Source organism: Fontibacillus phaseoli, from assembly GCF_003337355.1.
In the GTDB taxonomy this organism is placed as follows: Bacteria; Bacillota; Bacilli; order Paenibacillales; family Paenibacillaceae; genus Fontibacillus; species Fontibacillus phaseoli.
Map to the genome: position 1 here is coordinate 125,954 of NZ_QPJW01000012.1, position 15,664 is coordinate 141,617.

The 15,664-nt window shown below is 49.9% G+C and carries 9 protein-coding genes; 6 read left to right on the top strand and 3 right to left on the bottom strand.

Going from position 1 to position 15,664, the window contains the following annotated elements; all coding sequences use genetic code 11:
• Window positions 1–26 precede the first annotated feature (26 nt).
• The 3 genes from DFP94_RS21105 to hflX all read left to right on the top strand — a co-directional run bounded on the left by DFP94_RS21105 (window position 27) and on the right by hflX (window position 5,457).
• Window positions 27–1,802 (top strand): glycoside hydrolase family 2 protein, encoded by a 1,776-nt coding sequence (locus tag DFP94_RS21105; protein ID WP_114498438.1) that lies wholly within the window; start codon window positions 27–29, stop codon window positions 1,800–1,802.
• Entirely contained in the window at window positions 1,799–3,568 is a 1,770-nt protein-coding gene (locus DFP94_RS21110; protein WP_114498439.1) for a glycoside hydrolase family 2 protein, read from the top strand. Before DFP94_RS21105 ends, DFP94_RS21110 begins: the two co-directional genes overlap by 4 nt.
• A gap of 593 nt (window positions 3,569–4,161) precedes the next feature.
• Window positions 4,162–5,457 (top strand): GTPase HflX, encoded by a 1,296-nt coding sequence (gene hflX / locus DFP94_RS21115; RefSeq protein WP_114498440.1) that lies wholly within the window; start codon window positions 4,162–4,164, stop codon window positions 5,455–5,457.
• Between the two features lie 523 nt (window positions 5,458–5,980).
• Here hflX and DFP94_RS21120 read toward each other — a convergent pair.
• Window positions 5,981–7,480: a sensor histidine kinase gene (locus DFP94_RS21120; protein ID WP_245955036.1), complete on the bottom strand. Its 1,500-nt coding sequence runs from the start codon at window positions 7,478–7,480 to the stop codon at window positions 5,981–5,983.
• Between the two features lie 20 nt (window positions 7,481–7,500).
• A complete protein-coding gene (locus tag DFP94_RS21125) occupies window positions 7,501–8,187 on the bottom strand; it encodes a response regulator transcription factor (protein ID WP_114498442.1) in 687 nt (228 codons plus the stop codon).
• Between the two features lie 202 nt (window positions 8,188–8,389).
• Here DFP94_RS21125 and DFP94_RS21130 point away from each other — a divergent pair, with 202 nt between their 5' ends.
• Window positions 8,390–9,322 (top strand): manganese-dependent inorganic pyrophosphatase, encoded by a 933-nt coding sequence (locus tag DFP94_RS21130; RefSeq protein ID WP_114498443.1) that lies wholly within the window; start codon window positions 8,390–8,392, stop codon window positions 9,320–9,322.
• A 538-nt stretch (window positions 9,323–9,860) separates the two neighbouring features.
• Here the strand turns inward: DFP94_RS21130 and DFP94_RS21135 are convergent.
• The gene (locus DFP94_RS21135; RefSeq protein ID WP_114498444.1) at window positions 9,861–11,126 is read right to left on the bottom strand and encodes an MFS transporter; all 1,266 of its coding nucleotides are present in this window, start codon (window positions 11,124–11,126) and stop codon (window positions 9,861–9,863) included.
• A 259-nt stretch (window positions 11,127–11,385) separates the two neighbouring features.
• On the opposite strand from DFP94_RS21135, the gene DFP94_RS21140 reads away from it, so the two are divergent.
• Together DFP94_RS21140 and DFP94_RS21145 are read left to right on the top strand one after the other, a co-directional pair.
• A complete protein-coding gene (locus DFP94_RS21140; RefSeq protein ID WP_181873249.1) occupies window positions 11,386–13,683 on the top strand; it encodes a PAS domain S-box protein in 2,298 nt (765 codons plus the stop codon).
• Between the two features lie 175 nt (window positions 13,684–13,858).
• Window positions 13,859–15,295 carry a SulP family inorganic anion transporter gene (locus tag DFP94_RS21145; protein ID WP_245955034.1) on the top strand — a complete coding sequence of 479 codons (1,437 nt, stop codon included), beginning with the start codon at window positions 13,859–13,861 and terminating at the stop codon, window positions 15,293–15,295.
• Window positions 15,296–15,664: the final 369 nt, after the last annotated feature.

The window sequence follows — 15,664 nt, forward strand, 5'->3', positions numbered from 1 at the left end:
ATGAGTAAGTAAGGAGAGATAGCATCATGACCAGCATGTTTTCGCGGGGGGACTACCCCCGTCCGCAATTTGAACGATCCGCATGGGTGAGCCTAAATGGGGAATGGCAATTTCAATTTGACGACGAGCAAATTGGACTTGCCGAGCAATGGTATGGAGAAAGAAATTTTGCACAGCGGATACAGGTTCCGTTTTGTTATCAAAGCGAGCTTAGCGGAATAGGAACAACGGACTTTCACGATACGGTCTGGTATAAAAGGAAAGTCGAAATTCCCCGGGAAATGTACGGGAAGCGCATCATTTTGCATTTTGGAGCGGTTGATTATTCGGCCCGGGTCTGGGTAAACGGACATCTTGCGGCCGTCCATGAAGGGGGGCATACCCCTTTCTCGGCAGATATTACAGACCTGCTGCGCCAGGACGGTTCTGACGATATCACGCTGCAGGCGCGGGATTACAGCAAAGACGTCACTCTGCCGCGAGGCAAGCAATTCTGGAAAGAAAAATCCGAACTGATCTTTTATACTTCAACGACAGGCATATGGCAGTCGGTGTGGCTTGAAGCGGTGGAACCGGTTCATTTAAGCCGTGTATTTTATTATCCGGACATTGACCATAATGAGATCGGCATTCAATATGTGGTCGAGGGCTGGTCGGACGAGCCGGACATCAAGGTTAGAACCCGCATATCGTTTGAAGGCGAGGTCGTCGCGGACGAAGAGTGTAAAATTACAGCCGCCAAGCAAAAACGCCGAATCGAGCTGCATGATTTTAACGATCACGGCATGGGACGGTGGTGGAGCCCGGAACATTCGAATTTATATGACGTGGAATATCGAATTTTTGTAAATGGGATCGAGACGGATGTAGTACGCAGTTATTTTGGCATGCGTAAAGTATCGGTTGACAGCGGCAAGCTGTGCCTGAACAACCGGCCGTTCTACATGAAGGCGGTGCTGGACCAGGGATATTTTCCGGGAGGCATTCTCACCGCACCTTCGGATGAGGCTTTAAAGAGGGATGTAGAGCTGACCAAGACGATGGGTTTTAACGGCGTAAGAAAGCATCAGAAGATCGAAGATCCCCGTTTTTTATACTGGTGCGATAAATTGGGACTGGTGGTTTGGGGAGAAGCCGCTAATGCGTTCGCTTTTAGCGAGGCGTACGTACAGAAGTTTACTTCGGAATGGATCGAAGCGGTAAATCGTGATTTTAACTGTCCGTCCATTATCGTATGGGTTCCTTTGAATGAAAGTTGGGGCATCCCGAATATCAAGGTGGATGATCAGCAGCGCCAGCATGCGATGGCTATGTACCATCTGACGAAATCGCTGGATAAGACCCGGCTGGTGATTTCCAATGACGGCTGGGAGCATGTTCAATCGGACTTATGTACGATTCATGATTATCAATGGGATTACAACAAGCTGGTTGAGAAATACAGTCAAATTGATTCTGCGCTGGATGCCCCTCAGAATCGGGATGTCTACGTAAAAGGCTATCAATATGAGGGCCAGCCGATCCTGATGACGGAGTTTGGAGGAATCTCCTTCCAGAAGGGCGAAACGGGCGGTTGGGGCTATTCGGGGGCCAGCGATGAGGCGGACTTCAAGAAGCGGGTATATGCCGTAATCAAAGCCATGCAAGATTCGCCATTGATTCAGGGTTACTGTTACACTCAATTAACCGATGTGGAGCAGGAGATCAACGGGTTGCTGGACTTTAACCGCGAACCAAAGATTCCGCTGGAAACGATCCGGGCGATGAATGAAGGCAAATTTGAATTGGAGGATGACTTATGACAACCGTGAGACCGGACTATCCCCGTCCCCAATTCGTAAGGGATTCATGGCAGAGCCTGAACGGGGCGTGGTCCTTTGCATTCGATGACCATGACCTTGGATTGAAAGAAAAGTGGTATCAGGGCACCGGAAAGCTCCCGCTTGAAATCACGGTTCCCTTTAGTTATCAGAGCGAATTAAGCGGGGTTGAAGATAAAAGCAACCATGAACGGGTTTGGTATCAAAGAACGTTCGACATTCCCGAAGCGTACGCCGGAAAACGCGTGATTCTGCATTTCGGGGCGGTCGATTACGAATGCCGGGTTTGGGTAAACGGCCAGCGGGCCGGGAACCATCGCGGCGGATTTTCCTCCTTTTCGCTAGATATCACCGAACTGATCGAAAGTAATCAAAATGTGGTTACCGTGATGGCGCAAGATTACTTGACGGACCTGACGATCCCGAGGGGCAAGCAATATTGGAAAGAAAAAGGCGAGGTTATGTGGTTCACGAACATGACCGGCATATGGCAATCCGTCTGGATGGAGTTTGTTGAAGAAGTCTCCCTGGAGAAGGTCCGTTTTACCCCGCACCTGGATACCAACGAAATCGAAATCCAGTCTTTTGTGGAAGGCTGGAACGAACGGTCCCGGCTTGAACTGGTGACGTTGATACAATTCAACGGTGAAAGGATTGCGGAAGAGTGCAGGAAAATATTTGCGGGCGTGGAGTCCTGGCGCGTAAACTTGCGGGATTTTAACGATCATGGTATGGGCCGCTGGTGGTCGCCCGAGAAGCCCAATCTGTATGACGTGACCTTTGAACTGAAGGAAGATGGAGTTGTTGTCGATCGGATCGAAAGCTACTTCGGAATGCGGAAAATCTCCGTCGATAACGGAAAACTTTGTCTCAATAATCGTCCTTATCAGATGAAGCTTGTGCTGGACCAGGGATATTTTCCGGAGAGCTTGCTGACCGGGCCGACGGACGAAGCCATTCGCCGGGATGTGGAATTGTCCAAGGCTATGGGCTTTAACGGTCTGCGCAAGCACATGATGGTGGCTGATCCGCGATATCTGTACTGGTGCGACAAACTGGGGGCTTTAGTATGGGGGGAAATGGCAGCTGCTTACGTTTATAGCGAGCAGTATGCCCATCGGATGATGGATGAATGGAAGGAAGTCATCGAGCGGGATTATAATCATCCCTCCATTGTCGTTTGGGTGCCTTTAAATGAGAGCTGGGGCGTCGCCGATATTTACTATAACGAGAAGCAGCAGCACCATGCCCAATCCCTGTACCATTTTACCAAATCGGTGGACGCGACGAGACTGGTGATTTCTAATGACGGCTGGGAGCATTGCGAGTCGGATCTATGTACCGTGCATGACTACGGCAAGGATCCTGAAGTGCTGCATAAGCGCTATTCGAACATCGAGCATATCCTTGCGGATATGCCGGGGCTGGAAGGCAGAAAGTTTATCTACAACCCGGGATTTTTCTACCGGGGAGAGCCCGTGCTCTGTACCGAGTTCGGAGGCGTGAATTACCACTCTGAACCGGCCGCTCCCGTTGTGGAACCGAAGGCGGAGAATGAAGTCCAGTTTGTGCAGCAGTTGGTGGACGTCATAAATCCGTTCCTCGTATCCAAGCTGGTTCAAGGGTACTGCTATACGCAGTTGACCGACACGGAAACGGAAATCTGCGGTCTGCTGACCTGGAACCGGGAACCGAAGGTGCCATTGGATATCCTTAAGAGAATCAATGAAGGACAGACAAATTTTTAAGGTATGGAATGAAGAAGAGCAAGTTGTAACCATTTAAAATGAGCAAGGTGGACGAGTTTCGTACGACTTCGAACTGACACCTTGACTCCATTCCTGGAATGGTTCCGGCGGGGCTGCGTTGCTGTGCAGGCTCCGCCTTTTTTTGTTGCTTTTGTTTGCAAAAAACCGTTACTGGTTTATGTATCGTTGTTTTAAGAATAAGAACATGTTAAAATATAGATAATCTTTAATGAACGGAGGGTTCCTTGTGATTAACATTAAATTCCGTTTTACCACTTTGCGCGGCTAATTGAATAGTGCTCAAAGGCTCTGCACCTGTGCAGGGCAAACGGGATAGGTATGCTATGACAAAGGGAACTTGGTCTTTTGAATAGAATATGCCGACTTTGCGGGCGCCGCTTTACGGGAGACGTTTGTTTGCCGTAGCCAAGAGGGTGTCTGCGACGTTTTCGTTTGAACCGACACAGGGAATCTGCCTGTGTTTTTTGTTTTTTCCGGGGTCCCCGCCATGATATCGGAGAAGCTAGGTACAGTGGGCACTAAGGTCTCTTTGCGGGGATAATCATTTTTTTACCTGAGGGAGGAACTAATATATGGAACAATTGCAGCAAAAGACGATCCTGGTCGGAGTCAATCTGAATCACCAGGACGATTTCGAATATTCTATGGAAGAATTGGCGAATCTGGCGGAAGCCTGCGACATTGAAGTCTTAGCGACGCTCACCCAAAATCTGGTGAAGATCAACTCATCCCACTATATCGGAACGGGAAAAATAGAAGAAGTACGCGCGCTCCTGGAGGCTAACGACGGCAATCTCGTCATTTTCAATGATGAACTGTCGCCTTCACAAATTCGCAATCTGGAATCCGATCTGGATTGTAAAATTATCGACCGGACGATACTAATCCTCGATATTTTTGATCAGCGGGCCAAGACGAGAGAGGCGCAACTTCAGGTGGAAGTGGCCCAGCTTAAGTACATGCTGCCGCGGCTCGTGGGGCTGCGCGAATCGCTTGGCCGCCAGAGTGGCGGCGTAGGCACCAAAAACCGCGGCGTGGGGGAAACGAAGCTGGAGCTCGACCGCCGGCGGATTGAAGAGAAGATTACTGCGCTGAGCAAAGAGCTGGATACGCTCGTGGCGCACCGGCAAACTCAGCGTAAACAGCGCAAGAAGAACGATGTGCCCGTCGTCTCGCTCGTCGGCTACACTAACGCCGGGAAATCGACGATGATGAATGCGATGATGGAACTGTTTAATCCCGAGCAGGAGAAGCAAGTTTTTGAAAAGGATATGCTATTCGCGACGCTGGAAACCTCGGTCCGCAGCATCCCGCTTGAGGATAACAAGACGTTCCTCCTGACGGATACGGTCGGTTTTGTCAGCAAGCTGCCGCATCATTTGATCAAGGCATTCCGCTCCACATTGGAGGAAGTGGCGGAAGCGGACTTGCTGATCCATGTGGTGGATTACTCCAATCCGGAATATGAGCGCCTGATCGACATTACGAATCAGACGCTGAAGGAGATCGGGATTACGGATATTCCTGTCGTGTATGCCTATAACAAATCCGATCTGACCGACCGATCGGTCCCTGAAGTACAAGGGGATAAGGTGTTCCTTGCAGCCAAGCCGAGAGTCGGCATCCAGGAACTGGTCGGACTAATCCGCGGACGGGTATTTAAAGACTACATTCACTGCGAAATGCTGATCCCTTATGATCAAGGGGCGGTTGTCTCTTATTTCAACGAGCATGCCCATATCTTAGAAACAAGTTACGAGCCCGAAGGCACTAAACTTACGCTGGAGTGCAAGCAGAGCGATTACGGAAAGTATAAGCAGTATGCGCTGGAGGGCACTGGAGAGAGCGAAGAAAGTTTAGGGGAATAGCGGGGGAGCGGCACAACTCTATTAAGTAGAGTAATTTGGTAGCTGTAAGTGGAGTGCTCGGCACCAGGAATGAGGAAGAGAGCAAGAAAAGCTGCAAAAATGCAGCTTTTCTTTTTGTTTTGACCTGTCTGAGGCTTAATTCCTGCAAAAGTGCATTATTTTCTCCGCAAAGTGACTTATTTGCTCAATTTGCTTAGAAAAAACTGCATAATCGCAGGATTTTGTTTCTTTTGCACGTTCCTGCCTCGAAAATCCTGCATTATTGCAGGATTTTCGATAGGGAGGTGCGACTTGTTCGCGAACAGCAGGTTAGAGCATGCGTGCCGTGACAAAGTGTGTACCGTGTCAGAGCATGAGTGGCGTGACAAAGTATGTACCGTGTCAGAGCATGAGTGGCGTGACAAAGTGTGTGTATCGAACCGGAGCATGCGTGCCGTACAGGAGTGTACGTATCTTGTGCCCCTTTTGCAGCAGGAATAAGGACGACTCTAATGCTACAGCAAAGTCAGCAAAAGCCGCCATGTCACAGCGCCGGCAGTCTGACTTCGAAGGTCGCTCCTTCTCCTGGGTTGCTGAGCACGTCGATCCGGCCCCGATGGGCTTCGATGATCGACTGGGAGATCGCGAGCCCGAGGCCGGCGCCGCCCTGTTTGCGCGTGCGGGAAGCGTCGCTGCGGTAGAAGCGTTCAAATACATGCGGCAAGTGCTCCGCGGAAATGCCCGGTCCGTTATCTTGCACGCTTAGCAGCGCCAGATTTTGCGAGGGGGAAGATAGCGATACCGTTATGTTCCCTTTGACCGGATCCGTATGCTGGACGGCATTATGGAACAAATTCAGAATGACCTGCTTGAATTTATCGCAGTCAACCATGCTCTTGATTTCCGGGGTCAGATTGAACATGAGGTTTCGGTCTCCCGCTAACATGCGCAGATGGGGTTCCATTTCCTCGACCAGCGTGTCGAGACGAGCCTCGGACCGGCTGACGACCGGAGTCCGGTCCAGCTTGGCCAGGATGAGCAGGTCCTCGACCAGCTTCTTCATCCGCTTGGCCTCGCCAAGCATGCTGTTCAGCGCGGCGTTCAGCTGCTCCGGTTTGTCCGCGGCGCCGCGCAGTAGCACCTCCAGAAAGCCGTGTATCGAGGTTAGCGGAGTGCGCAACTCATGCGAGGCATCGGCGATGAAGCGGCGCATTTGCTCTTTAGCTTCCCGTTCGGTTTCAAAGGAAGTTTGCAGGCGCTCCAGCATGCCGTTGAACGACTCGGCTAACCGGTCGATCTCGCTTTGTCCGAGCGCGGCCGGGAAGCGCTGGTCCAACTTGCCCGCGTCAAGCTCTTTGACCGTACTGACCATCTGATTTAGCGGATTCAGCGTTTTGCGCAGGGCCGGCAAATAAAGCATGAGTCCGCCGGCTAGAGCAAGCAGCGACAATATAATGAAAATGGACAACTGCCGCAACGCGATGGCCTTTAGCGGGGCGGTTGCGATGCCCATTTGAATCAGGCTGTTCCAGCCCCAAGGCCCTTCTGCGGGATGAAAAACAAGAAGTTGCTCGTTTCCGTTTTCGTCATGGGCAATTTTGTACCCACCGGTTCTTTTCCCTTCCCACTGCTCCCGGATAGCTTCATATTCTTCATCAGTTAACTGGGGGGCGGGGAGTCCCGACTCATTGGACCGGTTCTTAAACCCTTCTTCTTGGCTGATCAGCGCGAGCGAAGTATCGGGAAGGAAGAGGAACGGCCCGCGTTCTCCGTTGTCCGGCGTTTCGTTCGGGTTCGAAGTTCCCGGCGTGATGTTTTCATCTCGTTCTCTGCGATTGGGAAAAGCGCTGTCGTTCATCAGCAGTTCTTTGGGCAAGCTGCGGATTTGCGATAGCAGGGTTTCGGCCTGATTGCTGTAGAGGAAATTTTTCATCACGACAAATTGTACAGTGCCGATTAACAGCAAGAGCAGCGCCAAAATGAACAGGGAGCGCGACAACAGCTGGGAGCGGAGGGAGCGGGGGGATATCAGCGAGCGCAGCATCCCCGTCAAATTCCGCCTCTTCATGGCAGATCTACGCGATAGCCCGCGCCCCGCAGCGTCCGGATGAGCCGGTGATCCTTATCGTTCAGCTTTTCGCGCAAGGACCTGATGTAAACCTCGACGATGTTCTCCTCTCCGCCGAAATCGTATCCCCAAACCTGATCCAGTATCGTGCTTTTGCTGAGAACAATTCCATGGTTGATGACCAGATATTTCAGCAGCTCGTATTCGGTAGGCGACAGCTCCAGTACCCGATCCTGGTACTGGATTTCTTTTCTGCGGTCATCCAGCCGGAACGGTCCGAAGGAGACCTCGCTGAACAAAGCAGGGAACTGGTTGCGCAAACGGGCGCCGATTCTAGCGAGCAGTTCCTCGAAGCTGAACGGCTTAACCACATAATCATCCGCTCCGGTCGTTAACCCCTTAACCCGGTCTTCCACCTCGTCCTTGGCCGTAAGCATGATGATCGCTACATTATTTAGATTTTTCTTCAGAAGCCGACACACTTCCCAACCGTCCATGCCCGGCATCATGACATCGAGCACGACAACCTGCGGCTGAAAGTCCAGAGCAAGGTTAACGGCGTTTATCCCATCGGATGCGGTGCGGATCTCAAACCCTTCATTCATGAGTCCGAGTTCCAGAAATTGAATAATATGAGGCTCGTCGTCAACAAGCATTATTTTTACGTCTTTCAGATTTTTCATGAAGCATGCCTCCAGTACACTGCGCTTATGTAAATATTATCTTCGATCTCACTGAACGCTAGCTGAACGTCCCCTGAGGGGGAACTGAAATCTAGTTGCTTGGCTCGCCGTTTCTTTGATCCTATCATGTCTAACCCTTGATTGTGAATCTGGTTCTGAGATATACTTTTCTAAGCGAAATGACCAAAAGGAGAGTAAACGAATGGAAAAAGTATTGATTTTCGGACACAAAAATCCGGACACGGATACGATTTGCTCCGCGATTGCTTATGCCGATCTAAAATCGAAGCTGGGATGGGACGTTGAACCCGTCGCTTTGGGCGAGGTCAACGGAGAAACCCAGTTTGCGCTCGACCGGTTCGGCTTCCAGGCGCCGCGCGTCATTCAGTCGGCCGCCGGAGAAGTGAAGTCCGTTATTTTGGTTGACCATAACGAACGCCAGCAAAGCGTCTCCGACATTGAGCAGGTTACGGTGGTCGAAGTGATCGACCATCACCGGATCGCCAATTTCGAAACGAGCGGGCCGCTTTATTATCGCGCTGAGCCAGTTGGCTGTACAGCAACGATCTTGAACAAAATGTACAAGGAAAACGGCATCGCCGTTCCCGCAAATGTGGCCGGGTTGATGCTGTCCGCAATCATTTCGGACTCCCTTTTGTTTAAATCTCCAACCTGCACCGAGCAGGATGTAGCCGCCGCCCGCGAACTTGCGGACATCGCCGGTGTGAATCCGGAGGAATACGGGCTGGACATGCTTAAAGCGGGTGCCGATCTCAGCGACAAAACTATTGAGCAACTGATTTCCCTGGATGCCAAAGAATTCTCGATGGGCAGCGCCAAAGTGGAAATCGCCCAAGTGAATGCGGTTGACGTCAATGACGTGCTGGCCCGTCAATCGGAGCTGGAAGCCGCTTTAAACAGTATTGTGAACAGCAAAGGCTTGGATTTGTTCCTATTCGTAGTCACGGATATTTTGAACAATGACTCGGTAGGTCTGGCGCTGGGTAAAGCTGCTGACGCCGTGGAAGCTGCGTATAACGTGAAGCTTGTGAACAATAAGGCAGTATTGAAGGGCGTAGTTTCCCGCAAATCCCAGATCGTCCCTGTTCTCACCGATATTTTTAACAAGCGTTAATAGCATAACCATATCCTGATCGAAAAAGAGTCCTGAAGCAGCCGGTTACCGGTCTGCTTCAGGACTCTTTGGTTTTTATTTCGTGTGACGGTGCTGGGACCGTGGAACGGGGTCCTTTGGTCCACAGAGGGTAACAAGCTCTAACGGACACCAGGGATCTTATCTGGGCGAAAATAGCCGCTATCAAAATCTAACGGACACCACGGCCGTTATTTTGGCCCAAACCCTCTGTTGGAGGCCTAATTCCGGAGAATAACGTCTCCTGTGTCCCTTAGCTTGCAGAAAACGCAGTTTTGGAGCGATTAAGGGCTTCTGTGTCCGTTAAAAATTTTTTATCAATGAAGCTGAAACACTCGCTCCTATAGACGCAACTCGCCAATGGGAGATACTTTTGCACTTAAAGCTACTCCAAGGTCAGCTCCAGCTATTCCGCGTACTTCCAACTTATCCGCTACCCACAGCACCAATAGGACTCACAGCACCACTAGAGTCAAAGCGCCACTAGCTTTCGCGGATGATCGGGTACCATTAGACTTAGCTAAGCACCCTCGGCTTCCCCCGTCGCCGGAGCCGGGGCGTGAGCTGGCTTATGCTTGAAAATCGGAATGAGAATGACCGCGCCGAGCATCATCACAATGCCGGAGAAAGCATATATGCCGACCAGCGGAAATAACTTCTTGAGTACGCCCGACAAGGACATCATCATGACCATCATGCCCATGAACATCGGACTAAGCACACCGTTTACCCGGCCTACATAGGACTGTTCCGTCGATTGTAAAATCAGGGTGTTAATCCCGATTTGAATGCAAGGGAAGGTAAGGCCGTTTAGGAACTGCAATACCAAGGTTAATGGTATGCTGGTGGATAAGCCCATGCCGACGATACATACGGCGCTCACGGCCATGCCGAACGCTAGCAGGATCTGCGGTGGAATCTTTTTGGACAGCGTCATAATCACGGCGCCGCCGATCAACATAGCTACACCGTTCACCATAAGCAGAAACTGGAGAAATTCCTTCGGCTGCCCGAGGCGTTCGGTAACGACGAATAAACCAAGTGTCTGGATGGTGCCGACGGCGAAACCGGCAATAGCGAACGTCGCGCCAAGCACCCGCAAAATCGGACTGCGCCATACATAGCGGAATCCGTCGGCCAGTTCCTGGCGTAGTTTGCTGTTCCGTTCACCCTTCGTTTCCTGTTCCTCATCGGCCGGGAGCCGGAACAGAACGAGCGCGGAGAGCAGAAAGGCTACGCCCATCACGCCGATGGAGATGTTAATCCCGAACTGATGATAGGAAAAGATGCCGAGCGTAGGGCCTAGCACCATAAAGATAGCAACCAGGGATTGGAATAAAGCCATGCCCTGTTGAAGCTTTTCCGGATGCACATGCTGTTTGAACAGCTTCATGACGGAAGGCTGCGAGAATTGCGATAAGATCGCCGAGATAAAGGTTGCAAAATACACGGCTTCCCATGATTCGTATAACAAGGTAATGAGAACAGCAAACACGGACAAAGCGGACAGGAAATCGCACCAGATCATCGTTCGTTTTGGTTTCCAGCGATCGGCGAAGGCCCCTCCGATGAAGGAGAATACAAAGATCGGAGCGAATTCGACAACGGAGATGAGCGAAATTGCCAGCGGATCGCTGTTTGTTTTTTCGGTCACAAACATCAAAATGGCAAAGTTGCGAACCCAGATCCCAATTTGCAAGAAGATGTTGGAGATCAGGATCGTCTGGTAAAACCGGTTGCTGAAGAGACTGGCTTTTCCAGGTGAAGCGTGAGCTTGAATTGACATAATATACCACCTCAATATGGTTTTCTCTCTAAAAACGGGAATTTCCCATATTAACAATAAAGCATAGGAACAAGCCTAAAAAGGGAAATGTTAAGTATAATCATTTCTTCTTTTTTCAGGTTTTCGGGTCGGGCGGATCCTTCGATTTAAATTGACTTTTAAATAAATGTTTGATATTTAAAAGGAAAAACATTTTTATAGCGGATTGCAGGTTCCTTCCGGTTTTACTTAATTTACTATCATGGGACGGAGGCTTGGTATGAGCAACAGACGCAGGGGGCAGCAGTCTCTTGATGAAGGCGATTTCAATGCACTCTTAACACAGTCGGACGGGCAGTCGGAAGATTGGAACGGTTTTATTCTGAAGCATTTGGATGACTTGGTTTATTGCTGCAATTTAGAAGGAACATGCTTATATTGTTCGTCATCCGTTACAAAATGGCTGGGTTACACCCCGGAGGAAATTATCGGGAGCAGGTACACGGAGTGGTGTCATCCGGACGATGTTCATTTTACCGGCGGCAAGGAGCTGCTGCGCAATCAAAAGAGTATTATCGAGCTTAGAGTCAGGGCCAATGACGGAAGTTTCCTCTGGTTTGAATTTGCCCTCCATCTCGCGGATGAAGGACAGCAAAACCCAAGAATTTTGGCTGTCGGTCGGGAAATTACCAAGCGCAAGTATGAAGAGACGGTACTGGAAGAAACGATGCGAATTGCCCGGATCGGAAGTTGGGAATGGAATGTCGCCGAAGATCGGGTCGCTTTGTTCGACCAGCTTTATCATATATTCGGAATCGAAAAGAAAGATGAACCGATGTCATCAGCTGAAATTCTGGCTATGGTGCTTCCATCCGAAAGAGAACGATTGATCGAGGCCGTCGGCAATGCGCTGCATTTGGGACATTTCGACTTTGAGTTTCAGCACGAGATGCAGGAGGGAGAGTACCAATATTTGCATCTTCGCGGAATCGTAACCTATAACGAGGACGGGCAACCCGTGAAAATAAGCGGTACAGTGCAAAATATTACGGACCGGAAGCTGGTGGAGCGTAAGCTCCAGGAGACGGTGGAAAGATACAACTCTCTCAAAAAGTACAATCATGACGCCGTTTTCTCGTTGGATTTGAACGGCCATATTATAAATACCAATGTTATGGCGGAAAAATTAACGGGCTACAAAATTCCGCAAATGACCGGAAAACGGTTCTCCATGTTTATTGAGGAGTGGCAACTGCAAGATATTTTATCCGAAGCGATTGCCGATGCCACGATTGAAAAAGGAATCGATAAGATAAAGACGAAGGACGGCCAAGAGGCCGAGGTTTTGACGACCATCGCCCCGATCATCATCAACCAGAAGAACGTGGGTTTTTATATCATCGCAAAAGATATTACCGAGCAGAAAAAGCTGCTTATTGCAAAAGAAACCGCCGAGAGCACCAATAAAGCCAAAAGCGAGTTTCTCGCCATGATGAGTCATGAAATCCGCACGCCGATGAACGGTGTGATCGGCATGACGGATTTGATGCTTGAAACGACGGAAGTCACGGATACCCAGAGGGAATATCTTGAGATCATCCGAAAGAGCGGCGATACGCTGCTTGCGATTATCAATGACATTCTTGATTTTGCCAAAATAGAATCCGGTAAGGCGGAGCTGCATGAGGAAGCTATCGATCTGCGGAAGGTGATATCGGAAACCCTGGACATCGTGATGGTCCGGGCAAAGGAGAAAGGGCTTGCTTTGGATTTTACCGTAAGTCCGGATATTCCGGGTACGCTGCTCGGCGATCCGGAACGATTGAAGCAGGTGCTGCTCAATCTGATCGGCAATGCCGTGAAGTTTACTTATACAGGCGGAATAAACGTCACCGTTAACCGCTTGTCTGGCAAAGAGAAACAGATAAGCTTGCGCTTCGCGGTCCGGGACACCGGCATCGGTATTCCCAAGGAGAAAATTCCGCTGTTGTTCGAACCGTTTTCCCAACTCGACCATTTTATGACCCGCAGTTATGAAGGAACCGGGCTGGGACTTGCCATTACCAAAAAACTGGTCGGCTTGATGGGCGGAGAAATTTGGGTTGAGCCGCAGGATGGGCCGGGAGCGACTTTCATGTTTGACATCTGCTTCAAGGAGAAGCAGGGAGTGACGAACCTAATGAGGTCTGATGCGCAAGAACAGCCTCAGAGTAAAAAACTGCGAATTCTGATTGCGGAAGATAACGAAATTAATCAAATCGTCCTCCAAAAAATGCTGGAAAGATTGGGGCATTTCACTACGATTGTGAGCAATGGACAAGAAGTGCTTCAGACTATTGCTTATGAATCGTTTGATATGATTTTCATGGATGTCCATATGCCCGAAATGAACGGTTTGGAGGCGACCGAAATCATCAAGCGCACGGTGTCGCAGGAAAAGTGTCCGGTTATCATCGCCGTGACGGCTAACGCCCTGAAGGGAGACCGCGAAAACTGCTTAAGAGTGGGGATGGATGATTATATCAGCAAGCCGATCAAAAGCTCGGTCGTAACTGAAGTGATCGGCAAATATTTTTAATTTTACAGAATTGGGAAGGATAGAGCAGGAAAACAGAGTATTCTCCTGATCAAAACGCTTTCATGGGCCGATGACCTTTTTGAGGTTATTGGCCCTTTTTTCATATAATCGAGATCGTGAGCGTTGCACCGGACCTGAATATGGATATCTATACTTCATAAGGGGGATTCCTTCTTTGTTAAAAAATAATACTTCTGCAGGCTGGTTCTCCAACACGCGAAACGACGTCTTGTCCGGCCTGACGGTTGCGGTTGCACTTATTCCGGAAGCAATCGCTTTCTCGATTCTGGCTGGCGTAAGTCCGATGGTTGGACTGTATGCTTCATTTTGCATCGCCGTCGTGATCTCGTTTGCCGGAGGCCGGCCGGGGATGATATCCGCGGCTACGGGAGCCATGGCGCTGTTAATGGGCGGGCTTGTCCGCGATCATGGCATTGAGTATTTGTTCGCGGCCACGATTTTGGCCGGCATGTTGCAGATCGTGATGGGGCAGCTCAAACTTGGAAAATGGATTAGCTTCCTCCCTCATTCCGTCATGACCGGCTTCGTAAATGCCTTGGCCATCCTAATATTCATGGCACAGCTTACGCATTTTTCAGGTCAGGGATGGTTGATGTATGGGCTCGTTGCCCTTACGCTTGCCATTATTTATCTTGTTCCGCGCTTTACCAAAGCGGTTCCCTCAGCGCTTGTGGCGATCATTATCGTCTCGGTTTTGAGCATCACGCTGAACCTGGATGTAAAGACCGTTGGGGATATGGGAGATATTTCGAGCTCCTTGCCTGTGTTCCACTTGCCTGATGTGGTGCTGTCCTGGGACATGCTGAAAACGATCTTCCCGATCTCTTTGTCGCTTGCGGTTGTAGGACTGCTGGAATCCTTGATGACGGCGACGCTTATTGACGATATTACCAATACGTCCAGCGATAAAAACCGGGAGATGAAAGGGCAGGGACTGGCCAATATCGTCACCGGATTTTTCGGGGGAATGGCAGGCTGCGCAATGATCGGCCAATCGATGGTCAATATCAAATCCGGAGGACGGACGCGTCTGTCGACGTTGGTGTCGGGTGTCGGATTGCTCTTTTTGATCATTGTACTGGGCGGGGTTGTCAAGCAAATTCCGATGGCTGCGCTGGTCGGAGTCATGTTTATGGTCTGCATCGGAACATTTGAGTGGAATTCGCTACGGAGTCTTCACAAGGTTCCGAAGTCCGACGCTTTAGTCATGATCGTAACCGTGGTAACTGTCGTGGCTACCGATAACTTGTCAATCGGAGTTGGGATCGGCGTTCTTTTGAGCGCGCTGGTGTTTGCCTGGAAGATTGCCAGAATCCGTATTTCCCGGACAGAAGCCGATGAAGTGGGAATGTATAGCGTTACCGGACAAATGTTCTTCGGGACCGTGACCAATTTCCTGAACGAATTTGATCCGGAGCAGGATCCGGAAGTTATCGTGATTGATTTTTCCAAGTCCCACATATGGGATCATTCCGCAGCGAACGCGATCTCGAAGGTCCTATTCAAATACCGGCAACTGGACAAAGAAGTGTCCATCGTCGGCCTGAACGAAGAAAGCACGCGCCTCGTCGAGCGCCTCGGATTGTCCTGAGTCGGGAGAAACGGAAGGTATGTTAAAAAGAAAATTAAGACCCTCCTTTATAAAAGTCTGGTGTCAGACTGATGAAGGAGGGTTATTCTTCATAACCACTATTTGATGAACGACACTGCTGCTCGTTACTCATATCTAGCGCTGGCAAACTGACAAAATTAGCTGTAAAACCTACAGTTAATTTTGTCAGTTTGCCGTAATCGCCGCAAATAACTGGAAAACCTACAGCTAATATCCCGGCAAACGCTGTAAAGTAACGGTTCAGCCCAAATTACTATAAAGCCCCCTAATCACCTTGGACACTTACAGGCTAAACAATATACAATAAAAATTAGCTGGAGGTAGTCCATATGAGAGTACAGCACAGCA